At 70.7% G+C, this 26,397-nt stretch carries 22 protein-coding genes and 2 riboswitches; of the genes, 4 read left to right on the top strand and 18 right to left on the bottom strand.

The window, feature by feature from the left end; all coding sequences use genetic code 11:
• Positions 1-102: 102 nt before the first annotated feature.
• Positions 103-1,104, top strand: coding sequence for a hypothetical protein (locus FMP39_RS24855; protein ID WP_141592695.1), 1,002 nt, complete (start codon positions 103-105; stop codon positions 1,102-1,104).
• A 21-nt stretch (positions 1,105-1,125) separates the two neighbouring features.
• On the opposite strand, the gene FMP39_RS24860 is transcribed toward FMP39_RS24855, so the two are convergent.
• Genes FMP39_RS24860 through hprK form a run of 3 tightly spaced genes read right to left on the bottom strand, consistent with a single transcriptional unit; the run spans position 1,126 to position 3,675 of the window.
• On the bottom strand, positions 1,126-1,803 hold the full coding sequence (locus FMP39_RS24860; RefSeq protein WP_141592696.1) for a hypothetical protein: 678 nt from the start codon (positions 1,801-1,803) through the stop codon (positions 1,126-1,128).
• A 46-nt stretch (positions 1,804-1,849) separates the two neighbouring features.
• A complete protein-coding gene (gene rapZ, locus FMP39_RS24865) occupies positions 1,850-2,713 on the bottom strand; it encodes an RNase adapter RapZ (protein WP_141592697.1) in 864 nt (287 codons plus the stop codon).
• Positions 2,710-3,675, bottom strand: a complete 966-nt coding sequence (gene hprK, locus FMP39_RS24870) for an HPr(Ser) kinase/phosphatase (RefSeq protein WP_141592698.1) — start codon at positions 3,673-3,675, stop codon at positions 2,710-2,712. The genes rapZ and hprK overlap by 4 nt, the downstream gene beginning before the upstream one ends.
• Positions 3,676-3,868: 193 nt before the next feature.
• Here hprK and FMP39_RS24875 point away from each other — a divergent pair, with 193 nt between their 5' ends.
• The gene (locus tag FMP39_RS24875; RefSeq protein WP_141592699.1) at positions 3,869-4,219 is read left to right on the top strand and encodes a histidine triad nucleotide-binding protein; all 351 of its coding nucleotides are present in this window, start codon (positions 3,869-3,871) and stop codon (positions 4,217-4,219) included.
• A gap of 46 nt (positions 4,220-4,265) precedes the next feature.
• Positions 4,266-5,036: a YoaK family protein gene (locus tag FMP39_RS24880; RefSeq protein WP_228558304.1), complete on the top strand. Its 771-nt coding sequence runs from the start codon at positions 4,266-4,268 to the stop codon at positions 5,034-5,036.
• Between the two features lies 1 nt (position 5,037).
• On the opposite strand, the gene FMP39_RS24885 is transcribed toward FMP39_RS24880, so the two are convergent.
• The 15 genes from FMP39_RS24885 to FMP39_RS24955 form a co-directional block, all read right to left on the bottom strand.
• Complete coding sequence (locus FMP39_RS24885) at positions 5,038-7,275, bottom strand: fused MFS/spermidine synthase (protein WP_141592701.1); 2,238 nt, start codon at positions 7,273-7,275, stop codon at positions 5,038-5,040.
• Positions 7,276-7,344: 69 nt separating this feature from the next.
• Complete coding sequence (locus FMP39_RS24890; protein ID WP_141592702.1) at positions 7,345-8,127, bottom strand: ABC transporter ATP-binding protein; 783 nt, start codon at positions 8,125-8,127, stop codon at positions 7,345-7,347.
• Between the two features lie 4 nt (positions 8,128-8,131).
• Positions 8,132-11,923, bottom strand: a complete 3,792-nt coding sequence (locus FMP39_RS24895; protein ID WP_141592703.1) for a protein kinase — start codon at positions 11,921-11,923, stop codon at positions 8,132-8,134.
• Between the two features lie 85 nt (positions 11,924-12,008).
• Complete coding sequence (locus FMP39_RS24900) at positions 12,009-13,694, bottom strand: FHA domain-containing protein (protein WP_141592704.1); 1,686 nt, start codon at positions 13,692-13,694, stop codon at positions 12,009-12,011.
• Between the two features lie 142 nt (positions 13,695-13,836).
• Positions 13,837-14,340, bottom strand: a complete 504-nt coding sequence (locus FMP39_RS24905; RefSeq protein WP_141592705.1) for a ubiquinol-cytochrome c reductase iron-sulfur subunit — start codon at positions 14,338-14,340, stop codon at positions 13,837-13,839.
• Between the two features lie 32 nt (positions 14,341-14,372).
• The gene (locus tag FMP39_RS24910) at positions 14,373-15,137 is read right to left on the bottom strand and encodes a cell surface protein (protein WP_141592706.1); all 765 of its coding nucleotides are present in this window, start codon (positions 15,135-15,137) and stop codon (positions 14,373-14,375) included.
• Positions 15,134-16,471 carry a hypothetical protein gene (locus FMP39_RS24915; protein WP_141592707.1) on the bottom strand — a complete coding sequence of 446 codons (1,338 nt, stop codon included), beginning with the start codon at positions 16,469-16,471 and terminating at the stop codon, positions 15,134-15,136. Before FMP39_RS24915 ends, FMP39_RS24910 begins: the two co-directional genes overlap by 4 nt.
• Before the next feature lie 142 nt (positions 16,472-16,613).
• Positions 16,614-16,826, bottom strand: a riboswitch (cobalamin riboswitch).
• Positions 16,827-16,846: 20 nt separating this feature from the next.
• Positions 16,847-17,932: an iron ABC transporter permease gene (locus FMP39_RS24920; RefSeq protein WP_141592708.1), complete on the bottom strand. Its 1,086-nt coding sequence runs from the start codon at positions 17,930-17,932 to the stop codon at positions 16,847-16,849.
• Positions 17,929-18,822, bottom strand: coding sequence for an ABC transporter substrate-binding protein (locus tag FMP39_RS24925; RefSeq protein ID WP_228558305.1), 894 nt, complete (start codon positions 18,820-18,822; stop codon positions 17,929-17,931). Before FMP39_RS24925 ends, FMP39_RS24920 begins: the two co-directional genes overlap by 4 nt.
• A 19-nt stretch (positions 18,823-18,841) precedes the next feature.
• Complete coding sequence (locus FMP39_RS24930) at positions 18,842-20,458, bottom strand: MXAN_6577-like cysteine-rich protein (RefSeq protein WP_141592710.1); 1,617 nt, start codon at positions 20,456-20,458, stop codon at positions 18,842-18,844.
• The gene (locus tag FMP39_RS24935; protein WP_141592711.1) at positions 20,430-22,439 is read right to left on the bottom strand and encodes a TonB-dependent siderophore receptor; all 2,010 of its coding nucleotides are present in this window, start codon (positions 22,437-22,439) and stop codon (positions 20,430-20,432) included. Before FMP39_RS24935 ends, FMP39_RS24930 begins: the two co-directional genes overlap by 29 nt.
• Positions 22,440-22,497: 58 nt before the next feature.
• A riboswitch (cobalamin riboswitch) is annotated at positions 22,498-22,745 on the bottom strand.
• Positions 22,746-22,751: 6 nt separating this feature from the next.
• Positions 22,752-23,135, bottom strand: coding sequence for an FHA domain-containing protein (locus tag FMP39_RS24940; protein WP_228558306.1), 384 nt, complete (start codon positions 23,133-23,135; stop codon positions 22,752-22,754).
• Between the two features lie 246 nt (positions 23,136-23,381).
• Positions 23,382-23,663, bottom strand: a complete 282-nt coding sequence (locus FMP39_RS24945) for a hypothetical protein (protein WP_141592713.1) — start codon at positions 23,661-23,663, stop codon at positions 23,382-23,384.
• 14 nt (positions 23,664-23,677) lie between these two features.
• Positions 23,678-24,334, bottom strand: coding sequence for a hypothetical protein (locus FMP39_RS24950; protein ID WP_228558307.1), 657 nt, complete (start codon positions 24,332-24,334; stop codon positions 23,678-23,680).
• A 116-nt stretch (positions 24,335-24,450) separates the two neighbouring features.
• A complete protein-coding gene (locus FMP39_RS24955) occupies positions 24,451-25,761 on the bottom strand; it encodes a hypothetical protein (RefSeq protein WP_141592715.1) in 1,311 nt (436 codons plus the stop codon).
• Positions 25,762-25,908: 147 nt separating this feature from the next.
• Here FMP39_RS24955 and FMP39_RS24960 point away from each other — a divergent pair.
• Positions 25,909-26,397: FIST N-terminal domain-containing protein (locus tag FMP39_RS24960; RefSeq protein WP_305021771.1), on the top strand; the 489-nt coding region annotated here is incomplete at its 3' end.

Raw genomic sequence — 26,397 nt, forward strand, 5'->3', positions numbered from 1 at the left:
GGGAAGCGAGCGACTCTCTGCGCCCATGAAGGATTCACGCGCAACAACACACACATGCCGCCGATAATACGAACAGGCGAAGGAAGTCCGGGAGGGTCCGCCGTGACCAGGATTGTCACCACCGTGTTCAACTCAGCGCCGCAGGCCCTGTCCAAGCCCATCCAGCCGGCTGTGTTGAAGGACGCCAGGATGCCCATGGAGACGTCGCTCGCCAGGCCGGTGAACAGCTCCGCCCTGGCGACGCCCCGTCCGGAGCGGGACACCTTCCAGGACACGAAGCCCGCGGCCAAGGGCGTGCCACGGCTGTCGGTGCCGGACGCCACGGGGACCAGCGAGCTTCCCTTCCTGCGAGACCTGGCACCCGAGAATGAAGCGGCGCAGACGCAGGCCGACAAGGGCTGGGCGCCCACCGCGTCGGTCATCGCGCAGAACTCGGACACGGGCTGCGGCGAGGCGACGCTGGCCTTCCTGAACCGGGCGAGCCGCAGCGTGACGAAGGGCACGCTGTGCGAGAAGCAGGAGCGAGAGACGGTCCGCGAGCGCGCGTCGCAGGTCAGCGGCGCCCGGTCCGTCCACGCCCCGGTGGACGTCAACCTGGATGATGGCGCCACGCCCACGGAGATGGCGACCGCGCTGGGGGGCCTGGGCATCGAAGTCACGGACGGCTTCGCCGACTTCGACGCGGCGGCGATGAGCCAGGTGATGAAGGCCGGTCAGTTCGGCCTGGCGCTCGTGGACGCCAATGCCATCCTCAATGGCGCGCTCGCGCCCGAGCAACGGCGCAACGGGCCGGGCCAGCTCCACTGGGTCACCATCGACGGCGTCAACAGCAACGGGACGGCCGACACGTCGGACGACCTGTTCCGCGTGAAGGACCCCGTCAATGGCGAGTACTGGGTGTCCGCCAGGGACTTGGAGAGCGCGGTCCAGGCCGGCAAGGAGCACCACGGCAGCGGCGGCATCTTCGCGCTGGAGAACCGCACGGACGTGGGTGGACAGAAGGAGCGTGACGCCCTGGCCCACCTCAACCGCGAGCGCACGGCGTCCTTCGCGGACGGGAACGGCGTGGGCAGCAAGCGCCTCAGCCTGGGCGAGTCGAGCTGAGGCGCGCGCCCAGAACCTGTCTCAGTAGGTGTAATAGACAGGCGGCGTGGTGCTGGTGAAGAAGTCGTAATACGTGGCCACGTAGTTGGCGTGGTTGCCGACCTCACCCGGCAGCGGGCCACCCTTCGTCCCGTAGACGACCAGCGTCGCGCCGCCGTCCGTCTGGTCCAGCGCGCAGGAGTTCACATGGTTCGTCCCGTACATGACGACGATGTCATGCGAGCGGACCATGCTGAGCGTCGCCGGGTCGATGTGATTCACCTGACAGCGATTCATCGAGCTGCCACTGGGCGTGGGCTTGTACGAGAAGGCCGTGGCCACGCCGTAGCTGTTGGCCAGGAGCGCGAGGTACGGGGTGTTGTAGGACCGTCCCAGCGTCATGCTGCCCGCGCCATGGGCGCACGTGCCGGACGCCGCGCGCGTCACGACGATGTCCAGGCTCGGAGGCATGGAGCCGGGCACCGGCACGGAGGAGATGGTGTACGTGCAGCCCTGCGTGGTGCCGGTCACCAGCGCGGCCTCCTGCTGCGCCAGCGCCTCCTGCTCGGGGGCCTCTTCGGGGGCGCCACAAGCGGCCAGGGACACGGCGGCACAACACCAGACGGCGGACTTGAAGACTCGCATGTCGGGACTCCAGGACGGAGAGGATGGGGACGCATCCCCACCTCTCCAAAAGCTGACAGAGTCCTTGTCCAGCATTCAACTGGAGCAAACTGCAACACAATTACATTGCAATTTGGCGGCGCTATTCCTTCTCGATGTCCCGGTCCCAGAGCTGGACGCGGGTGTCGTCGTCCGTCAGGCGCTGGGTGAGCTCGGCGGCGATGGCGACGGAGCGGTGCTTGCCACCGGTGCAGCCCAGGGCCACGGTGAGGTACGCCTTCCCCTCCTTCTGGTAGCGAGGGAAGAGGAAGCGGCAGAGGTCCACGACCTTCTCGAGGAACTGCTGCGTCTCCTCACGCTCCAGCACGTAGGCCGCCACCTTCGGCACCTTGCCCGTGAGCCCCTTCATCTCCGGAACGAAGTACGGATTGGGCAGGAAGCGCACGTCCAGGACGAGGTCCGCCTGGGGTGGCACGCCGTAGCGGTAGCCGAACGACATGATGGACAGGCTGGGGCCCGCGGCGGGCTCCGGACTGAAGCGCGCCTGCACCATGCGCTTCAGGTCATGCACGTTCAGCGTGGACGAGTCGATGACCTGGTCGGCCAGCTCGCGCAAGTCACGCAGCGCCTGGCGCTCCGCCTTGATGCCCTCGGCGACAGTGCCGTTGGGCGCCAGCGGGTGGCGGCGGCGCGTCTCGCTGAAGCGGCGGATGAGGCTGTCGTCGCTGGCGTCCAGGAAGAGCACTTCCACCTGGTGCCCGGCGCGGCGGACCTCGGCGAGGATGCGGGGCGCGTCCTTGAGGAAGACGCCTTCGCGGACGTCCACCACCAGCGCCATGCGCTCGAAGTGACCGCCGCCCGCCAGCTCCGTGAGCTTGGGCAAGAGCAACACCGGCAGGTTGTCGATACAGAAGAAGCCCGAGTCCTCCAACGCGCGGATGGCGGTGGACTTACCGGACCCGGACATGCCGGTGATGATGACGATTTGTTTCGCGGGGGCGGTCACTCGACCTCTTCTCCCAGGGTGCGGCGCATCGCCCCTTCGGCGATGGCCCGGTTGAGTCGCTCGGCGAACTCTCTCGCCGAGTGGTGGCCCTGTAGCTTTAGCAACTGATTACGCGCGGCGACCTCGATGATGGTCGCCATGTTGCGGCCCGGACGAACGGGCACCACCGACAAGGGGATGTCCACCCCCACAATCTGCAGATGCCTGTCCTCCACGCCCAGCCGATCATACTCCTGGTGGGGGTCCCACTCCTGGAGCTCGATGACCAGCTCGATTTTCTTCTGTTCGCGGATGGCGGCCACTCCGAACAGGTCCTTGATGTTGATGATGCCCAGGCCGCGAATCTCCATGTGGTGCTTGATGACCGGGTTGCCAGCGCCGTAGACGGCCCCCTTGCGGCGGGTGACGTCCACGATGTCGTCCGCGACCAGGCGGTGGGCCCGCATCACCAGGTCCAGGGCAATCTCGCTCTTGCCGATGCCGCTCTTGCCCAGCAGCAAGATGCCCACGCCGAACACGTCCATCAACACGCCGTGCAGGCTGCTGGACTCCGTGAGGGCCTCTTCCAGGAACGTCTGCACCCGCATGATGAACTCACTGGAGAGCAGCGGCGTCTTCATCAACGCCAGCCCCGCGCCTTCACACGCGGAGATGAGGGCCTGGGGAATGTCCAGGTCCTTGGTCACCACCACGCACGCCAGCTCCTCCTCACCGAAGAGCTGTGCCAGCGACTCGCGCTGCCGCGCTTCCGGCAGCGTGGCCAGGTATGAAATCTCCGTGTTGCCGAACACCTGGACGCGGTGCGGATGCAGGTGCTCGGTGAAGCCCGCAAGCGCCAGCCCCGGCTTCTGGATGCGCGAGGACACCACGATGCGCGACAGCCCGCCGCCGCCGGCGACGAGACTGAGCCGCATGTCGTAGTCGCGGTCCTCGAGGAGCTGGGAGATGCGGATGGATTTCATCGTCAGGGCGTGGATATCACCGGTGGGGCCCTTTGAGGGGGACAGCCTTCCTTGGGCCCTCAACGAGAGGGGGCCCGGGTAGGAGACCCGGGGCCCGGCCGCCCCACCGGGAGGCAAAATGCGGGTTCCGGCAGGTAACGGAAGGCCACGGAAGCCATTCCGTGGGGCTCCGGCCGCTGGTAAGCCGGAAAACATGTCCGACTGTCTCTTCTGCAAGATTCGCGACGGGCTCATCCCCGCCAAGGTGGTCTACCGCGACGACGTGTGCGTGGCCTTCGAGGACATCAATCCCCAGGCCCCCACCCACGTCCTCTTCATCCCCCGCAAGCACATCCCCACCGTGAACGACATCACGGCGGAGGACCGCGAGCTGGTGGGCCACCTCTTCACCGCGGCCGCCAAGGTGGCCCAGGAGCGCGGGCACGCGGACCCGAGCGACGGCTACCGGGTGGTGATGAACACCCATGTGCACGCCGGCCAGACGGTCTTCCACATCCACCTGCACCTGCTGGCCGGACGCCCGCTGGGCTGGCCGCCGGGCTAGTTCCGCGAGCCCCTGCCCGAGGCCGGTGTTAGCCTCGGGCACTGCGATGCCCTTCTCATCGGAATCGTCTCCCGGGAACCGGCGAGCCTACACACTGCTGTCACTGCTGCTCGCGGGCGTGGCGGGCCTGGTGAACACCACGGGCTTCGTGGCGCTGGGCCTGCACACGTCGCACATGTCCGGAACCATGGCCACGCTGGGAGAGTCCCTGGCCTCTGGCAACGTGGCCCTGGCCTGGCTGGCCGCGCAGCTCCTGCTGGCCTTCGTGGTGGGCGCCGTGTCCGCGTCGGTGCTGCTGGAGCTCTCCCAACGGCGCCCCCGGGGCCGCCACTCCTCCGCGCTGCTGCTGGAGGCGCTCACGCTGGGCGGCATCGGCGCCTGGCTGTCGTACCACCCCAGTACACACGAGCCGACGCTCATGTGGGGCCTGGCCTATGCCATGGGGCTCCAGAACGCGCTCGTCACCCGCGTCTCCGGCGCCGTGGTGCGCACCACGCACATCACCGGCATCCTCACCGACATCGGCATCCAGGTGGTGCGGCTGGGTTCCTGGCTGCGCGAGGGAACGCGGGGCCAGGGCCTGCCAGGCCTGCGTCGCCGTCTCTGGGCGCTGCCCACCGCTGTTGAATTCGAGCGGACCCGGCTGCACCTGGGGCTCGGCTCCGCCTTCCTGGGCGGCTGCACGCTGGGGCCGCTGCTCTTCGCCCGGCTCGGCGCGGCCACCCTGGCGATTCCCTGCGGCGCGCTGGTGCTGCTGGTGGCGCTCGACCTGAGCGCCGTCGCCGCCTCCGGTCCCCAGGCGATGCCGCGCGCCTGAGTCACTCCGTCCCGGGCTGGGCGGACGCGGGGCCGGGCGGGCCGGAGGACGCCTCCACGTCCTTGACGCTCGCCGAGGGCCTGCCGCGGCGGAGCACGTGCAGCACGCTGCTCTTCTCGTCCGTCCACGTGAAGTCGGGGTCCTCCCGCAGGCCCAGCCGGCGCACGCGCGCGGAGGCCCGGGTGAAGGTGGGTCCCCAGGAGAACTCGCGGTCCGGGCTCAGCACCATCCAGTTGCTGCGCAGCGCGTCCCCTTGCGTCTCGTTGACCACCAGCGCCGCGTGCAGCCCCAGGGCCCGCGCGTGCGCCAGCGTCAGCGGCACCAGGTCCAGGTGGACGTTGCTGATGTGCAGCGCCAGCACGCCATGGGGCGCCAGGTGCGCGCGGTAGAGCGCCACCGCCTCCTGGGTGAGCAGGTGCACCGGCACCGCGTCCGAGGAGAAGGTATCCAGCGCGAGCACGTCGAAGCCCTGCGCGCCGCCCGCCTCCAGCTCCCGCTCCAGGGAGATGCGCGCGTCCCCCTCCACCAGCTCCACCTTCGCCGGCGTGTCTCCCAGGAAGGAGAAGTAGCCGCCCTCGCCCTGCGCCAGCGCGATGACCGCGGGGTCGATTTCGTAGAAGCGCCCGGTGTCCTCCGCTTCGAGCAACGCGGCGCTGGTGCCCACGCCCAGCCCCAACACGCCCACGCGAAGCCCCGCGGGCAGCCCCACGGCTTCGCGCAGCCGGCGCTGCTCGGCGATGGCCAGTCCCAGGCCCGCCTCCGGCGTGTAATACGTCGTGGGCACGCCCCTGCGCTCGGGCGTCACGTACTGGAGCCCGTGGGTGATGGCGCCGTGCAGCAGCGTGAAGCGGTGGTCTTCCGGCGAGCCCACGCCCTGCTCCATCACCCGCACCACGCCGAAGAAGTTGCGTGAGGCGAAGCGCGCGCGGCCCTGCTCGCGGGCCATGGTGTACGTCAGGTGTCCGGCCACCAGGAGCAGCATGGCGCCGCGCAGGACACGCTGCATCTGCTGCGTCCGCGTCGCTTCGCCCGCCTGTTTCGCCATGCCCACCAGCGCGACGACGCAGCACGCGCCCAGCGACAGAGGGTACTCCCAGTAGGCGCTGAAGACGGCGGGGGCCAGCACGCTGATGAGCAGCCCGCCCAGCACGCCGCCCGCGGACACCCACAGGTAGAAGGCGCTGAGGTGGCGCGGCGGTGGACGCAGCCGGTACAGCTCGCCGTGGCACACCATGCTGCCAGCGAAGAGGGCCACGGAGTACGCGACGAGTTGGAGCGCGAGCGACGACTGCGGCCCCTGCGTCTGCGCGTGCGCCACGCCCGCGCCCGAGGCGATGAGCAGCACCGCGTAGACGGTCCGCGAGTAGAAGGACTCGCGGGAGAAGGCGAGGATGAAGGTCAGCAGGTAGACGGCCAGGGGCAGCACCCAGAGGAAGGGGCCGGCCGCCACGTCCTGGGAGAGCTGATTCGTCGTCGCCAGCAGCAGCACCGACGCGCAGGTGCTCAGCCCCAGCCACTTCATCGTGGCGCGCACCGTGGGGCGTGCCACCTCGGCGCCGGCCTCTCCCCCGGCGCCCTCCGTCAGCGGCGTGGCCGTCACGGGCGCGGCCGTGGCGATGGGTGCCGAGTCCGGCTGCTTCATCACGTCCAGCGCGCACACCGCGCAGGCCACGGCGAAGAAGACGAAGCCCACGCCCCAGCCCCACGCCTGGGCGCCGCGCCCCACCCACGGCTCCACCAGGAAGGGATAGCCGAGCAGCGCCAGCAGCGAGCCCGCGTTGGACAGCGCATACAGCGGATAGGGCGAGCGACCCGGCCGCGCGCGGGCGAACCACGACTGGAGCAGCGGACCGGTGGTGCTCAGCACGAAGAATGGCAGGCCGATGGTGACCGCCAGCATCGCCAGCAGCCGGGGCACGGCCAGCGCGGTGCCCTCCGGACGCCATTCAGGCCCGGGCGCCACCGGCGAGCCCGCAAGCAACGCGCGAGCGCCCAGCAGCAGCACCGCCACCGTCAGCAGTCCCAGGTGGACGCGGGCTTGCGTGCGAGGCGCCAGCCGCGAGGCGAGTCCGTGCGCGTACGCGTAGCCCCCCAGCAGCACCGCCTGGAAGAACAACATGCACGCCGTCCACACGCCGGGCGTTCCGCCGTACCACGGCAGCGAATAGCGCCCCACCAGGGGTTGCACGCCAAACAAGAGGAACGCACTGGCGAAGATGGCGATGGCGTAGCGGGACATGTTGGCGGTCCAGGCTTTCCCGCCCGGCACGTCCGGTCAACTGTCCGGCGCCCGAGGGACGAAGAAGGTTCAGCGCGAGGGAGCTCGGGGCGCGAAGAGCCGGGCGCCGGACGGAGCCAGCGCGGTTTCCATGGGCAGCCCGTAGAGCGTTTCCAGGGAGCCGCGCTCCAGCACCTCGTTCGCCGGCCCCTGCGCGAGCACCTGGCCATCCCGGAGGAGCAGCACATGGGTGGCGAAGGCGGCGGCGAGGTTCACGTCATGCAGCACCGCCACCGCGCCCAGCCCCGCGTCCACGCGCGCGCGCACGCGGTCGAGCGAGCCCACTTGATGGGCCACGTCCAGGAAGGCGGTGGGCTCATCCAGCAGCAACAACTCGGGCTGCTGCACCAGTCCTCGCGCCAGCATCAACATCCGGCGCTCGCCTCCAGAGAGGGCCTCCGCGGGCCGCTCGGACAGGTGCGCGATGCCGAGCTCCGTCATCACCTCCTGCGCCAGCGCCACGTCTCCCGCGGAAGGCAGGCCCCAGAGGCCCAGGTGCGGGCTGCGGCCCATCAACACCAGCTCCAGGCCGCTGAAGCCCTCCGTGGATTCGATGGTCTGCGGCACCCACGCCACCTTGCGGGCGAGCGCTCGCGGCTCCCAGGCGGCGCGCTCGCGCCCCAGCAGGCGGACTTCTCCGCGCGTCCAGAGCCCCAGGCCCAGCACCGCGCGCAGCAGCGTGCTCTTGCCCGTCCCATTGGGGCCGAGCACCGCCCACAGCTCACCGGGCCGGACCTCGCACGCCACCCCATGCAAGATGGGACGAGGACCGTAGCCCGCGACCAGCGCCCGGGTGACGAGCAGAGGCTCCACGGGACTAGTACAGCTCCTTCTGCTTCTGCAGCAGGTAGCGCTTCATCGCCCGGACCTTGCGCAGCGCTTCCGGGTTGTCGCTGCTGCCCGCGGCCTCCACCTCGCTCTTCACCTCGGCGTACCGCGTGCACCAGAGGCCGAGCACCACGCACGAGTGCTCCGCGTTGAGCTGGTTGAAGAGCGCGTTCGTCTCACGCCACTCCCTCTCCAGCACGGTGAGCTGACGGGAGCGCGCGGAGCGAATCTTGCGGACCGGCGCCGAGCGCTTCTCGGGAACCTCGGTGTTCTTCTGCTGCGCGTCCAGCGGCGCGAGGAAGGAGTCGTCGAGCGAGCCTCGGCCTTCCGTGGCACCGGCGGGCGGCGCGGCGTTGGGCGTGGGGGTTCCCGGCGTGGCACCGGTTGGCGGCGAGACGTCGGACGCGGGGGTTCCCGGAGCCTGCGCCGCGTTCCCCTCGGGAGGCGGGCCATTCTCGTTGGCGGCCTTGCCCGCCTGCGCTTCGTCAGGAGCGGAGGGACGCAGGGGCTGCGCGGGCGGCGGCCCTTCGGTTTTCTCCGGCATGAACTGGCTCAGCACCTGGGCGCGGAGCGCCGGGGGACCCAGGAAGAAGGCTCCGACCACGGCCAGGATGAAGAACAGCAACACCAGCACGAGCACCAGCGGACCCTTGCGGCGACGCTCGGGGCGCTCGGGGCGCTCGGGCATCGTCGTGCGGCGGGTGTCCTCCTTCGCGATTCGCTCGGCCGAGCGCGTCTCCGGGCGGACGGGCATCGTCGTGCGCCGTGTCTCCTCGTTGGGCGTGAGGGAGACGCGGACATCGTCGTCGCTCTCGTCCTCCTCTTCATCCGTCACGATGGGGGCGGGCGCGGTGGGACGCACGGCGGAGACGGAACCTGTCCTGCGCGCGGTGCTGGCCAGTGCCATCCCCGGCGAAGACGACCGGGCCCGCCGAGACCTGGGCCGGGAGACGCCGGACCGCTCCTCGTCCTCGGAGCCATCCACATCCTTGAAGAGGCCCGCATCCAGCACCACGCGCGGATGCGTGTCGTCAGGACGGGTGACGCGAGGGTCCGTGTCGGCGTTATGTGCGACGCGGGGCTGGGTGTCGTCGTGGCGCTCGGTTCGCGACGGGCGGTGGATGCGCGGATGCGTGTCGACGTCGGCGATGCTCGGCGCGGCTTCCTCGTGCCCCACATCCTCGGTGGAGAGCACGGGCAGCTCCGACGAGGCGCCTTCCTGTGACTGCGCGTCGGCCGAAGAAAAGCCGGCTTCGTCCTCGGACACGCCCGCCTCGGACTCGTGCGCGGACTCCGCTTCGTCCTCCGGAGAGAGGGCCTGCCCGCCATCAGCGGGTGTGGCGTCCACGACGGGCTCGTCCACCACGGGCGCGGAGCGGGAAGCCGTCGCTCCCGATGCAGGTGCGCTGGGGATGGCTCGCGAGGGCGTTGCCCCCTTCGGAGGTGGGGGTGCCGCCAGCGAAGACATGCCCCGCGAGGGCGTCATGCCAGCCTGGGCTGGCGACACCGCGGCCATCCCCGCCGAGGACACCCTGCGCGGTGGCGTCCCGTCCTCCGTGGACCTGTCCACGGAGGACACCGGGTCCGAAGTGGCCTCGTCCCGCGCATCCAACGCAGCGACTTCCACAGAGGAGATGGCGCGAGTCGAAACCCCCGCCTGCGCGCCCACAGCGCGCATGCCCGCCGACGACATGGAGCGTGAAGCCGCGGCCTCATCCAGCGAGCCCACCGCGGACATGCCCGCCGACGACATGGAGCGTGGAGCCGCGACCTCATCCGGCGAGCCCACCGCGGACGTCGCGCGAGACGGCGTCGAGCCCGGCGGAGGCGGCTGGACGGCCGCCATCACCATCGACGCCGTTCGAGGCATCGGGGCAGAAGGATGCGGCTCGCTGAATGCCGCCTCGTCCGGCGTCGCACTCCCAAACGCGCCCTCGCGTTCCGAGGCGGCGTCTTCGTCTCCGGCAGCCCCCTCCGAGACCTCAACGGCCGGCATCGACTCCAGCGCCGACGTGCGAGGCAACGGCGCGGGAGCAGTCACGTTGACCGCGGGCATCACCACCACGCCACTGCGTGGCAGCACAGCTCCGGGCGCACGCGGCTCTGCCCCTGGCGGCGGAGGTCGCGAGTTCACCGTGCCCTGCGACCCACGCGGCGGCACCGCGGGCGTGGGCGCGCCCACCGAGGCAATCACGCTCGGGCTCGCCTCGAACGCCCTGCCCCGAAGCGACTCGGCCTTCGCGGCCGTCGACTCCACCTGAACGGACGCCTCCTCGGGAGAAGGCGGCCCACCCAGGCTCGGCATCGCCAGCTCGGTCGGCCGCATGTGCGTCGGAAGCAGCGCACGCGCGGCGGCCACACCCGGCGGCACCGCCTCGGGCGGCATCGATGTCATCTGGACTTCGCGCGTCAGCGCGGGCGCGCGAGGAATCGGCGCAGACGAAGGACTCACCCCGCCACCGCGAACGAAGGCCTCGGGGCCCACCTCCACCGAGGGCGCCGTGTCCTGGCGCACGCCCCGCGCCCGAGCCTCTTCCTCCAGCGCCTCGATGGGGAACGCGGGCCGGGTGGACTCGTCCATCGGGATACCCGGGCGCGTCTCACCGTCCGTCACCGGACCACCTCCCTCGCGGCTGCGGGGCGTGGGGAAGAACGACAGCGGCTCCACCGGGCCGTCCAGGCGGATGGTCTTCGCCGGCAGCATCGCGTGCGCCGTCTTCGGCGCCAGCGGATCATCCGGCATCGAGGCCAGCGCACGGACCTCTGCCGTGGACAGGCGCGGCACCTCCTTGAGGCTCGCCAGGAGACGCCGCTCGGACTGGAAGTCCGCCGAGAACAGCTCGCGCATGAAGCGGCTGACGCTCTCCGGGCCCGCGCTCGCGTCAATCTCCATCAGGCAGGCCTGGAGCCGCCCGCGGAACTCCTCCGCCGTCTGGAAGCGCTGCGACGGGTCCACCGCCAGCGCCTTGGCCACCAGCGCCGTCACCGCGGGCGGCGTGAGCGGCTCCACCTGGTCCAGCGGCGCGATTCGCGGGTTCGCCACCAGGGACATGAGCTCGCCCGGGTGGACCCCGTCGAACGGGTTCTTCCCGCAGATGAGCTCGTAGAGGCAGAGCCCCACCGCATAAAGGTCGCTGCGGCGGTCCACCGGCTGGTGCCGCGCCTGCTCCGGCGACATGTAGAGGAACTTGCCCAGGATGATGCTGGGGTTCGTCTTCGCGGCCGACAGCCGGCTCTTGGCGAGCCCGAAGTCGATGACCTTCACCTCCCCTTCGTAGGAGATGAGGATGTTCTGCGGCGAGATGTCCCGGTGGACGAGCTTCAGGTCCTCCCCGTCGTCGTCCTTCTTGCGGTGCGCATAGGCCAGCGCGTCCAGCACCCGGCCCATGGTGTAGAGGATGAACGTGACCGGCAGCGGCATCTGCCGGTCCCGCACGCGCGCGGCCACCTTGCGCAGGTCCTTGCCGTCCACGTGCTCGAGCGCCATGTAGGCCTCGTCCTCGTGGAGGCCCATGTCCAGCACCTGGGCAATGGAGCCGTGGCTCAGGCGGACCAGGGTGCGGGCCTCGCCCACGAAGCGCTCGACGAAGTCCGAGTCCGCGGCCAGCTGCGGGAGGATTTTCTTGATGACGCAGAGCTTCTCGAACCCCTGCGCCCCCTCCAACCGCGCGAGGTAGATCTCTCCCATGCCCCCCGTCGCCAGTTGGGACAGGAGCGTGTACCGGCCAAAGGGCTGGGGCCGGAAGGGTCTCAACCGGGCGGGTTGGGTTGACGAGTTCATGCGGTGCGGGGGTTCACCACGACGGGGTCCGCATTGAACCCTTTCCCGGTACGTCCCAGCAACCCGTCAACCGGACGCGGCCCCCTCAGCGGAAGCCGGGATTGGTCAACTGGCCTACATCCTCTTCCAGCACCTCGAAGGCCGCTACCTTGTCCTTCGGGGGGCGGATGAGGCGCTCGCCCAGCGGCTGGACGTCGAAGCGTGCCCCCACGGTGGCCAGGACCTTGCCGGTAATGAGCACCTGGCCCGGGCTGGCGGTACCGGCGAGCCACCCCGCAATCCCGACGCCATCCCCCACCACGGTGTAGTCCGGGCGCACCTCGGTGCCGATCATCCCCACCAGGGCCCGGGTGCTGTGCAGGGCGATTCGCAGCTCGCAGCGCTCGTCCAGGGGCCTGCGAGACATGGACCGCTCCCACTCGGAGCGCAGCGCCAGGGCGGCCCGGACGGCCCGGATCGAGTCCTCGCCCTTCACGTAGGGGACGCCGAAGAGGGCGCGCAGGGATTCGCCCCGGAAGCCCTCCACGGTGGCCTCGAAGCTGAAGACGATGCCGCTCATCCGCGCGTGAAAGTCGTTGAGCATCTGCGTGGCGCGCGCGGCGCCGATGCGCATGCACAACACGGAGAAGCCCACGAGCTCCGCGTGCAGGATGGTGAGGTTGCGCTCCTCCAGGCCGGGCAGCTTGCCGCCCTGCTTCTGGGCCTCGGCGGCGCGGCGCTCGGCCACCTCCGGCGGGTGGAAGCGCTCCAGGTCGCGCCGCAGCCTGTCCGCCGCGGGACTGCCCTCGCGCGGGGAGAACTTCTGCACGCCGGTGGCCACCAGATGCGCCACCGCGGTGCAGGTATCCAGCATCGACTCCACGCTGGCGTCACCCTTGGCCGACAGGTTGACGTAGAGCACCCCCGCATAGGGCGGCTCGGTGCCGATGGGGATGCACAGCACCCGGTCCACGCCGTAGAGGATGACGCTCTCCCGGCCCGCGAAGCGGCGGTCATCGCGCACGTCGCCCACGGCGAGCGCGCGGCCCTGACGCAGGGCCTCCTCCACGATGGCATCCGAGACGGGCACCTCGCCCTTGGCCAGCCGGCCGCGGTGGCGCACGGCGGCGGGCACCAGGGCGCCCGTGGTGTGCTTGAGCAGCACCACCGCCGTGGTCGCGTCCGTGACCTCCAGCAGCCGGTCCATGGTGCTGTCCAGGAACGACGACAGCGTGCTGGCCGACGAGAGCGCCTCCGCGGTGCGGAACAACAGCACCAGCGTCTCCTGCCCCACGCGCGGGCTCGCGGCGGGCAGCGGCGCGGACGCGGAGAAGCTGTCGTCGAAGGAGACCGGGCCCACGTTGTCCAGGAGCCGCAGCACGTCCGCGTCGCGCACGTTCTTCGCCAGCAGGACGGAGGGGCCCACGTCCTGGCCGTGGCCGAAGCGCACGACGCCGCCCGCGCCCAGGTCCACCATCTCCGTGGCCGCGTTCTCCACGGTGTTGGGCTGGCGCACGGAGAGGACGTTCTCGCCCAGCGCCACCGAGTCTCCGGCGACGAGCTGCCGAGAGCCCTGCAAGGGCGCGCCGTTGATGCGGCTGCCGTTGCGACTGCCCAAATCTTCGATTCGCAGCACGTCACCGTCGACGTACAGCCGCGCATGCCGGCGTGAGACGAGATCGCCGCCCAGGACGATATCGTTCTCGTCCGCGCGGCCGAGGCTCGTCACGCCCTCAGGCAGATCGTACGACGTGTCGAAGTAGCCGGGCCCGTTGATGATGATCTGCCACATCGAATGCCCGACATTACACGACTCTCCCGCCTGTTGAGAGAAGGAGACTCGGACTCAGTGCGGGTATCCCGTAACCCGGCGCCACGACCCGTCTCTCCGCACCGCGTCATTTCACCTGTGGTGCGAATGTCCGAACGATTGCTCAGCGGGGCCGGTGGATGAACAGGGACGCGCCCTGTCTCACCACGGGGAAGGCCGCGAGCGGTCGAGTCGCCGGGCCATTCAGCACCTGCCCCTCCTGGGTGAAGCGGGAGCCATGACAGGGGCATTCCATGACGCCGTCGGCCGGCACCCAGTCCACGGCGCAATCACCGTGCGTGCAGATGCGCCAGAGCGCCGCGTAACAGCCAGGTGAGGTGTGGACGACCACCACGTCCAGCAGCGCCTGGGGAATGCGGACCTCCGCGGCGCCGCCGGGGACTTCCAGCGCGGGATGCTCCGCCAGGGAGACCTCCACCCAGTCCTCGCCGGGCGGGCCCGACGGCACCGGCGGCGCACAAGACGGGCCCGGCCCTCCCGCATCGGGAGGGTCGAGCACCACGGCTTCCCGCCACCCGTCACCACACCCCGCCCCGAACGCCGCCAGGGCACAGGTGCCCTTGAGCAGCGTGCCGAGCGCGGCGCGGCGGTCCACCTCCCCCTTCATGGACAGGGGACATGGCCGTGGCGGGAGCCGCTTCACGGGGTGCCGCTCCGAAGCGACACACCGTTCACCACCGCGACGGCATCCAGGTCGAAGCCTCCGGAGGTGCCTCCGTAGCGGTTGTTGCCTGCGTCGACGATGCGCACATACCGCGCGCGGCTCAGGCCCACCGTCGCCAGGTCGAACCCGTCTCCACCCGCAACCGCGGGGTCCGTGGCGCTGACGCCGTTGGCCGGATTGGCCTGGACGGTGGCGACGCCCGCGCATCCCGGGTAGCCGCCCTCGGCGTCCGTGGTGGCACAGGGGAATTCGTACCAGGTGACACCGTCGTCACTGACGGAGACGATGCCCCGCTCGGAGTGCGTGGCCGCTCCTCCCGCGACGAGGAAGGCGTTCTCGAACACGAGCAGGTCCACGCCCGGCCCATCCACCACGGCGATGTCGGTGAAACGCAGCTCGATTTTGCCGCCCCGGCCCAGCGAGAGCACGTCCAGCGAGCCGTTGTCCGGCCCCAGCCCCGACGGAGGCCCGAGCACGACGCCCGGGAAGCGGTCCTGCCCGAAGCCCGCGAAGTCGCCGGGCTCGAAGAGGACGACTTCGTCCGCGTATGGATTCTCGGGCGGAAGTCCGGCATCGGGCTCCAGCGGTGTGGAGCCATCCGGCTGTCCCGCGTCGTCCCGCACGGGGTCGGTTCCGGCGTCTTCGCTGACGCCGGAGGAATCGTCACCACATGCGGCGGTGCCCAGGAGCACGGCGAGCGCCGTGCCCCAGACGAAGTGGTGGAGGCGGTAATGGCTCATGGCACGGCCCGGATGCGGACCAGCCGCTCACCGTTCACGTCCTCGACACCCACCAGCAGGTCCGAGCCCAGGTGGGTCAGCTGCGTCACCTGGGTGCACTGGTCCACGAGCGTCAGCACCGGCGTGCGCTCGCCAATGACGACCTCACCCGGGGTCGCGTCCGCGGACAGGCTGTAGCGGGACACGTCGGTGGTGATGAACTGCCAGGTGTCATCGTAGGCACCCCGCTTGACGACGACGCCGTCACCGAAAGCGGAGGCCGCGTTGAAGTCGCTGCCCACGTCAATCTGGGGCTGCGCATCCAATGCGAACGGCGTGGTGGAGGAGAGCGCCGCGCTCACGACGGAGGGCGCCACCGCGTAGACCACGTTGGCGTAGTCCGGCGGAACGACGAACCCGAGCACGGAGACGCCGTTGGTCGCCACGGCGCTGAAGCCATTTCCGCCTGCGGTCTGCGGGAAGTCGGCCACCTTCACGGAGGCCATGGGCTCCGCGGAGGTCACCAGCGCATAGATTCCGAAGCCGTCGATGGCGGACAGCCCCATGCTGTTGATGAGGAAGGCGGACGTCGTGCCCGACGTGAACGCGGCGGCGCTCATGTTGCCCGGCGAGTTGACGTAGCTCGAGTTGTCAGGGGTGACAATGTCATAGAGCGAGACCGTGCCCGCGCCACCCGACTTCGTGTAGCCGGCCAGCAGCCGCTCGGCGCCATGCACGAGGAAGCGGTTGGGGAAGATGCCCGACGTGGCCCCACGGTCCTCGGGCGCCAGGACGTTGAACAGCGGCGACGCGGAAGGCGTCAGGTCCGGCCAGATTCCCAGCGAATGGACGTCCGCGCTCGTATCCCCCTGCACGGCATAGACCGCGTACGTGGGGCCCGGCGTGACGGCCACCGCCAGCACGTCGTCCGGCATGGGCGCGGAGCCCGCGGTCTCGAAGCCCGCCTGGAGCTGAAGCGTGCCGAGCACCGGGTCGTACGGCGCCGTCTCACACGTGTACTCCGTGCCCGCATCCGTCTCCGTGCCCGCGTCCGGCTCCGTGCCCGCGTCGGGCTCCGTGCCCGCGTCCGGCTCCGGATGGGTGCCAGCATCGGTCTCCGGGTCGGTGCCCGCGTCTTCCCCGGGGAGCTGCTGGATGGGCCGCGTCTCACACTTCTCCGAGGCGCACGTCCACTCCTGGCCCGCGGGAGCGGGGCCGTTCTCGTTGCGGCAGTCGTAGACATCCACGCATTCGGAGCCACAGCCCGTGGTGGCAACCGCCAGCACCAGACTGGCCGTGGCGAACATCAGGGACTTCGTGCGGGCTCCTGCGCGTTTCACATCGGCGTACTTCATCGGTGTCCTCGCTCCCTCTTCCGCCCCCACGGGCGAATGGGCTTCCAGGAGGACACGGCCGAAGGCAAAGCCCCGGCGGACCTTTCGCGCCGGACAGCACCGCCCCCGCCGCCTCCCCTCGGAGGCCTCGGTGATGTCCGTGCCAAGGGCACGGGTCTTCGGCAGGTTTTCGGACTCGCAGGCGCGGGTGCACGGAGCACCCACCTACTTGCCGTCGCTTCCCAGCCCGCTTCGGGCCAGTGCTTCACGTGACGGCGTTCGTTCCTGCTCACCGCTGCGGGGCAGTCCCGGATTCACACCGGGTTCCCTTGAGTCACCGTGGCTCCACGGCGACACCGAGGACGCGGGCGGGGATATGGCGGGTGCAAGCCATTGTCAATGACTGGTCCCCAGGCGCACCCGCCGCCGCAGCAGCGCGAGGAACAACGGGCCTCCCAGCAGCGCGGTGACGACGCCCACGGGGGGCTCGGCCCCGAACAAGGGGAAGGCCAGCCGCGCCAGCAAATCCGACAGGACGAGGAAGGCCGCGCCTCCCAGCGCCGACAGTGGCACCAGCAGCCGCTGGTCCGGCCCGAAGGCCAGCCGCAGCAGGTGCGGCACGATGAGGCCCACGAAGCCAATCAACCCCGTGAGCGCCACCGCGCCCGCGACGCTCGCGCTGGCGGCCAGCAGCAACCAGCGGCGCGTCGCCGCCACAGGAACCCCCAGGGACGCCGCGTCATCGTCACCCAGCGACAACAGGTTCAACCGTGCGGAGAGCACCCACATGACGCCAATCGCGCCGGCCTGAAGCAGCGCGGAGAGCAGCAGCGTGCCGCCACGCTCGTACCCCAGCGCTCCGGCGAGCCAGTAGAGGATTTCCCCCAGCCGGTCAGGGGCGGACAGTGTCTTCACCAGGGTGATGGCCGCGGAGGCGAACGCGTTGAACACCACGCCGGTGAGCAGCGCGGCATAGGGCGCGCGCGACGCGGAGCCCCGGCTGGCGGAGAGGACGAAGAGGATGGCGGCCCCCGCGCCCAGGAAGGAGAAGAGCGCGGGCGCGGACAGGCGCGCCATGGCGCCGCCCAGGCCCGGTGCCACGTCCCCCACGGTGGCGAGCCCCACCGCGAGCGCCAGCGTCGCCCCCATCGCCGCCCCGCCGGACACACCGAGCACGAACGGATCCGCCAGCGGATTGCGCAAGAGCCCCTGGAGCGTGGCGCCCGAGGCCGCCAGCCCCGCGCCCACGATGGCCCCCAGCAGCGCGCGCGGCAGCCGCAGCGACCAGAAGATGACGGCGTCCGTGGACGTGGGCTCCGTCAGCGCGGCGGTGAGGGAGATGGACTGCTCACCGAAGCGCACCGCCACGGCCAGGCAGCCCACCGCCAACACGAGAAAGCCCCCGAACAACATCACCGCGCGCGAGGCGCGAAAACCGCCCGCTCCGCCATGTGCACGCTGGGATGTCGCCGGCTCGCTCACGGCGCGGCCTTACCTGTTCCCTTCGGATGCAGCAAACGGAAGAGTTCCTCCAGTCCCCGCCCCAGCGAAGGTCCCGGCTGCAACAGCGACATGGAGGGCAGGTCCACCCAGCGCGCGCTGGACAGACCGGGCAGGGCCCGCAACTTGTCCTTGCCCACGTCCACGTCCGCGGCATCCACCACCACGGTGGCCCGGGCACGCACCACGCGCTCCACCGAGTACACCGGGTACGCGGAGCTCGCGTCCGCCGCCACGTTGATGCCGCCCGCGTCCCGGAGCAGCTCGTCCGCGAAGGAGCCGGGCCCCGCCACCACGAGCGGCTCGAAGCCATAGACGAACAGCACCCGCGGCGCGGGCAGCTTCTTCGCCGCCTCCCGGATGCGCGTGCGCGTGGCCTCGATGCTCACCACCACCGCCTCCGCCTCCTTCTCCCGTCCGAGCGCCTTCCCCACCGCGCGCATGGCCGCGAGCACGTCCGCCACGGAGTGCAGCGGCAGCAGCAGCACGGGCACGCCCAGCTCCGCCATCTTCTCCACCGGACGCTGGTTGCCCGGCCCGGGCTGTACCAGGAGCAGGTCTGGCTTGAGCGCAATCACCGCCTCCACGGAAGGGTCCGTGAAGCCGCCCACACGCGGCAGTTTCGCCACCTCCTTCGCCTCGTCGAAGCGGGACACCCCCACCAGCGTGCTCCCCGCGCCCAGGGACAGCACCATCTCCGACAGCGAGGGCGCCAGCGTCACCACGCGCCGCACCTTGGAAGGCGCTGGCGGTCCCAGCGTCCTCAGGCTCGAGCTCTCCGCCGCGCTCACCGTACCGGCGAGCAGGCACAGCACCGTGGCGAGCAGGACGGACATGCCCGAGCAGAGACGCGAAGTGGAAGTCGTGTTCATCGGCATGGCGTGCGCTTCCTCAGTGCAGGGCGGTGACGTCAATGGCATTGGACACAGGCCGGCGCGGGTCCGTGGGACACGCCTCCAGCGCGGGCCCCAGCGCCTGGGGTGAAGAGAAGCCGCGGCGCTCCACCAACCGCCCGTCCTCCACCGCCACCACGAAGACGCGGCCCGCGTTCGTGTCCGCCAGGTACACCGCGCCCTCCGCCACCGCGAAGCGGCTGGCCACGGAGAGGTTGCAGCCCGGCGTTCCGGGCTCACACCCCGCCTTGAGCGCGTACGCCGCCACGGGCGCGTCGTTCTTCACCAGCACCAGCCCGGAGGCGCGCACGGCGCTGGCGCTGTGCCCGTTGGCCTCGTCGTACTCGGCCTCGCCCAGGCAGGCCACCACGAGCTGGTCACCCACCGCCTCCACGTAGCCCGCGTTGAGGCAATCCGCCGCGCCCAGGTCGATGGCGCTCACGCTGCCGCTCGCGGGGTCGATTTTCGCGAGCATGCCCGGGCCATTGGGCTTGTAGCCGTTGTAGGGATTCAGGTTGGTGAGGCTCACGTACACACCCGACTCCGTCGCCGCGACGGAGTAAGGCAGCGGCAGCACCGTGCCACCGTCGAAGGGCTTCAGGTCCAGCCCGGTGAGCGAAATCGTGTCCACCTTGCGCGGCTGCTCGGGGTTGGAGATGTCCACGCGCGCGACGGCATTGCCGAACTGGAACATGGAGCCGCCCGTGCCGAACAAGGGGACGTACAGCGTGGTGCCCCACTTCGCCAGCGCCTGCGGGCTGGTGTTGGCCCCCAGGTTCACCTGCGTCACGGTGCGCAGGCCCAGCCCCGCCCCCTGGGAAGGGCCCTCCCGCTTGAGCACCTGCAAGGTGTTGTTCACCGAGTCCACGACGTAGACATAAGGCGGGTCCACCAGGATGTCGTTGGGCGAGCCCGCCACCCCGCCCAGCGAGTCCTCCTCCACCACCGTCCCCAGCGCGCCACCCGCCGCCTGGAGCAGCTTCGAAGCCGTGGCGTCCGCGGCCAGCACATGGCCGTCCCAGGACGCGAGCGTCTGCACGCCTGAGCCGAACTGACGCCGCGGTCCGAGCTGATCCGTCCCCGCCTGGATGCCCACGAGCTGCCCGTGGGTGTAGCAGGCCGCCACCACGTCGTAGCCGCAGCGCCCCTCGTGACACGTCTGCACGTCCGGACACACGTTGCCGCAGGCGCCGCAGTTGAGCACGTCCGCGCGAACGTCCACGCACGAGTCTCCGCACCGCAAGCTGCCTTCGGAGCAGCCTTCGCGGCACACGCCGGATTCACACACGAGCCCGGCGGCGCACGCGTTGCCACAGGCGCCGCAGTTCGCGACATCGCTCGCCGTGGCCACGCACGCGCCACCGCAGGACTCCGTCCCCGGGCGACAGCCACAGACGCCGGCCTGACACGTCTGCCCATCGCCGCACGCGTTGCCACAGGCGCCGCAGTTCGCGACGTCGCCGCTCAGGTCCACGCAGGCGTCACCGCAGACGGACAGACCGGAGGTGCACACCGCGCCCTCTTCGGGGCACCCGGTGAGGAGCAGCGCCGCCACGGCCGCCAGCAACAAGGTCGGAAGGAACGGCTCAGGGAACAGGGGACGCGGGCGAGTCATGGGGCTCCCGAGTGGATGAGGATGACGGTGACGCGCCGGGCTCGAGCGCCACCGCGAGCGTCACGTAGACGGCGCGTCCCGGCAGCGGGAAGCCCGTGAAGTCGAAGGTCCGGACGTCGAGGAGGTTCTTCAGCTCGACGGACAGGGTGAGGTTCGGGCCATGGAGGAAGGTGCTGGACGCGCCCGCGCTCACCAACGTGCGTGAGGGCAGGTCCAGCGAGCCGGTGCGGTTGATGAGCTGCGCGGACTGGTAGAGCACCTCCGCACGGGCGTTGAGCCAATCCGGCCCCGCGCGCACCCGCCCCACCCACTTGTGCCTGGGACGGTACGGCAGGTCCTTGCCGAAGAAGCGCGGGTCCCCATAGCGGTTCTCCGTGCGCAGGTACGTGTAGCCCGTGCTGGCCAGGAGCCAGGAGAAGGGCCGCGCCTCGCCCTCCAGCTCCAGGCCCCACACGCGCGCGGTGTCGAAGTTGTACGGGCGCGCCATCAGTGGCGGGTACAGCTCATAGGCGATGAGGTTCTCGTACAGCGCCGCGAAGCCGCCCAGCGTGAGGCCCCAGCGTGGCGCCGCGTCCTCGGAGTCTTCCGGACCGGAGCGCCACATCACCGCCGCGTCCGCGTACAAGGCGCGCTCAGGCTTCAGCCCGGGGTTGGGCAACAGCGTCCCCTGCCGGATGTACAGCTCCAGGAAGGACGGCGCGCGGTGGGACTGCCCGGCGTTGGCGCGCAGCCCGAAGCCGCTTCCCAGTTCGACGGATGCACCCAGCTTCGGCGACAGCAGCCAGTACGGCCCCACCCGCTCCAGTCGCATCGAAGGCACCACGTCCAGCGTGCCTCCGAAGAGCCGCACCTCATCCATGGCCATGACGCTGGCGCGCCACCACGAGGAAGCCTGTGCGCCCTCCTCCTGCGTCACCGTCTCACCCGAGGTCGCCACCGTGACCGTCAGCGACTGGCGCTCTCCCAGCGGCCTGCGGCCCTCCAGCTCCACGCCGCCCACCGAGTGCCGCTGCGCGCCGCCCGCGCCGGGAATGTGCCCCGTCACCTCCAGCCCATCACGCCGGAAGAAGCCTCGCGCGCTCCCCTGCCCCAACCCGCCGAGCACACCCGACCAGCGGAGGCCCAGCGCCAGCCGCCCCAGCTCCTGGTCTCCGGTGGACTGGGGATTCTGCACGGTGCCCGGAATGGCGCGGTTCTCCAGGGACAGCTCCGCGAGCGCATCCAGCCGCGAGCCCCCCACGAGCCGTCGCCGGTAGCGCAGGAGCGCGCCACCACCCTGCGCGTTGTTGCGGGCGCGCCGCTCGGAGACCTGGGGATTGCCGTCCACGGCCGGGAGTTCGTCCACGTCGTAGGCGAAGTCACCGTCCGAGCGGCCCGCATGCACCAGCAGCAGCGCCTGCCCGCCCAGCATCGGCCCCGTGGCGGCGACGTGGCCCAGCGCCGTGTTCCAGCTCCCGTAAGTCACCTCACCACTCGTGCGCAGGTTCGGCCCTGGTGCGCGGGTGATGATGTTGATGGCGCCGCCCAGGCCGCCGGAGCCATAGCGCGCGCCCGCGCCACCTCGCAGCACCTCGAAGCGCTCGACCAGCGCGGCGGGAATGAGTGACAGGTCCGACAGGCCGCCCGCGCCGTTGAGCGGAATGCCATCCAGGAACACGAGCACGCCGTTGGACGACGCGCCCCGCACCACCAGGCTCTTGCTCTGTCCGTAGCCGCCGGAGTCCTGCACCGCGAGCCCCACCGAGCCCACGAGCAGCTCCGCTGTGTCGCGCGCCTCGCCCGCTCGCTCTCGCGCATCAATGACGGTGATGGCGCCCGTCGGGTCCCTCCGCTCCGGAGACTCAGGCGGAGGGGGTGTCCTACCGCGAACCACCGTGGTGCGCGCGGGGGCGGGCTCGGCCTCGGAAGGCTGCGCCCTGACGGGACATGGAAGGCTGAGCACCAGGCACACGGCAGGCCCAGCGAGGAAGGTCCACCGCATGCTCCGCCTTCCGCTCCCTCCGACGAAGAGAGAAGGCCAACCGCCCGGGCCCGCGAAAGGCTCGGCCGCACCCCTGGGCAGGTCTCCTGGCTGACGGGCTCTGGCGACGGACGCACGCTGCGTCATGCCAGAAGAGGACTTCCGCCTTCCCCCAGAACGGCGCTCGGCCGCGGATGGAGTGGCGACAAACCGAAGCCCCCGGCCCTGACCTCAGGGCTGCCCGTTCACAGTGGCGGGACCGCGCCGGACTCTCACCGGCTTCCCTCTTGAAAGCCCGACATGGGCACCCAAGGGCGCGCCCTTTGTAGGAGGTCACCTCCGGCGGGTCAAGCTCACCGGGGGCGTCAGCGAGGACACGCGCACGGACTGCTCGAAGGCATACGTCTGGAGGAACAGGAGCTCCACGTTCCCCAGCGTGAGCCGGCAGCGGCACAGCAGCGGCGCGGGCCGGCCCGGCAGGATGAGCACCCCATCCTGGTACGTCCCCCGCTCGCTCTCCAGGTCCGTCACGCACCACAGCCCGGTGTGCGGCTCACGACGAAGGCGCGCATGCAGACGGGACACCGTGGGCTCGGCGAGGACGATGTCGCACTCGGCGCCGCTGCCCACCGTCACCTCGGCGTCCGCCGTGCGGAACCGTGGGCGCACCTCCAGCACCACGGGCGCCATGGCGCAGGGCGTCGATGCCCTCTCCAATGACCGGGACGCTCCACCGCGAGGCCGCGTGGCAGCAGGCTCCCACAGCAACACGGGCCAGCTCCCATCATGGGCTCGCGCATCGCGAGGAGCTGGCTGGAACACGCGCACCTTCCTGTTCACCGGATGGACGCGTGCAACATGGACACGAGACTCCGGCGGCGCCAGTTCCTGGAGCCTCGGGACGTGCGATTCACCGCCGGGTCCCACCGCGTGGGATGTCCACCCACGCCTGCCACCAGGCGACTACGGGACGTCCGGCGTCCCCGCGTCCTCGCAAGCCACGCCCGAGCCGGCATCCGGCTCGACCTCCGCGCAATCCGGAAGCGCCAGCTCCAGGCCCTCCTCACCGAGGAGCAGGGCCTCGTCGTCATCGGTGGAGAAGGTGCCCGTCCCACCGTCCGCGACACGCAGCCGCGCGATGGGGTCCTCCACGGCGCAACCTCCGCTCCAGGCCAGCAGTGCCAGGACGAGCAGGTGCCGGAACGTCCCGCGAGGCGCGTGCGATGCGAAGTCAGTGCGGTTCATCGGGCGGCCACCTTTCACGGGAAGACCATCATCGCGACGCTCAGTCGCGGCCGGACGGCCCAGCCCTCATGGAGCGGTTCGAACCCCTGCGCGCTCTGGAAGCCGATGAGGGGGCGGCCGAAGACGACGTCCATCGCCAGCGAGCCCTCCACGGCGAAGTACTTCGAGAAGCGCCAGCGCAGGGAGGTATCCGGCCCGGTGAGGAGCGCGGGGACGAAGCGGGGGCCCGCGGTGTCCAGTCCGCCCACGCGCGCAAAAACGGTCCGGCCGAAGAGGAGGAAGCCCGCGCCCGCGCCCACGCTCCAACGCCACGCACCCGAGCGGAGCACGGGCGTGTCCAGCCAGAAGCCGAAGACGTACTGCTCCAGCTTCACCTCGGTGCGGGTCTCCACCATGCTCGAAGGGAGGCCCGCCAGGAACTGGAAGCGGAAGCGCAGCCGGGGGAACTCCCAGCCGGCCCCGAGCAACCATCCCTGGTAACCCGTTGAGGCGTAGCCATCGAGCGAGGCGAGGCCGCCCGCCAGGAGCTGCCACTGCACGGACGAGGACTCCGGGACCACCGGAGCAGCTTCCGCCCGGGGCACATCCGCCGTGTCCGCCGCCAGCGAGGCGGAACCCGCGAGCAGCCCTCCCAACACGCCGAGTCGCAGCAAGCCGGTGCCCGATGCCATGCGAGCAACGCTACTGTCTCGGCAACGGGGGACGGAAGTCCCCCGCCCGGCCATTCAACGGTTCGTTGCACGCTGGAAGTGTCGAGCGGCCAGCGCCCCGCGCCCACCGGTCCGTGTCACGGCAGCCGGTGGAACAGCGGCAGGTTCGCGGGGGCGGGATACACCGCGACGCCATGTGTGGCCCCGAGGTCGGGACTGGAGATGACGACGTCGGGCGTGGGCGCGCCAGAGACGCTGAGCTGGCTCGGGCTCAGCCGGGAAATGCTCCCGGAGTTGTAGGCCATCCAGAGCCCTCCGCCTTCGTCGAAGGCGAGCTCCTTGGGACCGCCCGCGTCAATCTGGATACCCGGGACGACGCTCACCGCGCCGGAGCCGCCCTGGTCTTCGGGCGTGAGCCGCACGACGACGCCGCTCGCGCCATAGGAAACCCACAGGCTTCGCTCCCCGTCGAAGGCGAGCCCCGCGGGGCCCGCGAAGCTCCTACCCGGAGCGGCTTCCAGCACCTCGATGCTCGTGACAGGCGTCACCGCGCCGGACGCCTGGAGGCTCGATGCGGCCACCTTGTGGACGCGGGAGGCCCCGGCCGTCACGTCTCCCACCCAGAGGTTGCCCATGGCGTCGAACGCGAGCGTGGAGGGGTCTCCCAGCCCGCTCAACACGACCTGCGGCGCCGGAGCAGTGCCGGAGACAAGCTGGGCCGCGCCAAACCGGATGACGGTGTTGCTGAACCCGATGGAGGTCCACAGGTCGCCAGCGGCATCGAATGCGATGGCGATGGGGCCCGGGCTCCCGGCGCTCAACACGCCGCCGCTCATGATGACGTCGGGGCTCTTCACTCCAGAGGCGCCCAGGTCACCTTCGGGGTAGCGCCGCAGCTCCCCCGACCCCAGCGCCACCCAGAGGTTGCCACGCCTGTCGAACGCGAGCCCTGAAGCCCGGGGAATGCCCGGGCTCGAACCGAGCCGAACCGTGGCCGGCGGCGCGCCCGTGACCTCCAGTTCCTCGGTGGCGAAGGCCTCCACTTCGGCCGCCCCGTTGCTGGTGGACAGCCACAGCCGCTGGCTGCTGGGGATGAGCGCGTATTGGATGGCCGCCGCTGCTGCTTCGCCATCCAGGACGCAGACCTGACGGGCCGGCGCATCATAGGCGGCGCGAACCCGTCCGCCGCTCCCCGCCACCGGCTCGGGGGAGAGCGTCCACATGCCCGCCGCGAGCCCCGCCAGCCGGCCGCCCGCGCGCACCTCCCGGGACTCACTGCCCCGGCGGATGATGACGTGAGGGTTGGCGGAGGCAGGAAGTCCCTCGATGGCCAACTCCAACGTCCCCGTGCCTGTCTCGGGACACCCGCCCGGGTCCGGGTCCGAGGCATCGCCACACCCCACGGAAGTCACGACGGCCAGGACGAAGAGAATGGTTCCGCGTCTCACAAAGTCCCCCTTTCGAGCGCACGCTGCGCTCACTCGATGAGCACGGAGATACAACCGAGCGCACGTGGGAGGTGTCAACCGAGGCAGGCCCGAAAGGCGCATGCTTCGGCCAAACGAAGCCAGCGCCACCTGCACGCCAGTACGCGCGTGAATATCGATTCCAGTGGGATGCGGATGCAGATTGGAAAGAGCTGCTCGCCCGATTGCGAAGTCGCCGCCCGGGAGGCGGGCGCTGAGGCGCTGCGAGGCGCGGACGCGCCCACCTTCGCCTTGGTCCTCTGCACGGACCAATATGACGCGGATGACCTGGCGTCGGCGCTCCGGCGGGAGCTCCGGGACCTCCCCTGGGCCGGATGCTGCGCGGCGGGTGTTTTCGCTGGAGCCGAGCTGCTGCACCAGGGGCTGGTGGTCGCGCTGTTCGGCGGGATGGACTTGCAAGTCGGAACGGGGATGGGTGGGCCCGTGAGCAAGGACCCCCGAGCGGCCGGACGTGACGCGGTGGCGCGGGCCATCGAGAAGCTGCCTCCCATGCGGCCGGGGCGCCGCCGTGCGCTGCTCGTCTTCCCGGACGCGCTGAGCGGGAATCCAACGGAAGTCGTGCGCGGGGCGCAGCAGGAGGCGGGGGCGGGTGTCGTC

This window comes from Myxococcus sp. AB056 (assembly GCF_006547365.1).
GTDB lineage: Bacteria > Myxococcota > Myxococcia > Myxococcales > Myxococcaceae > Myxococcus > Myxococcus virescens.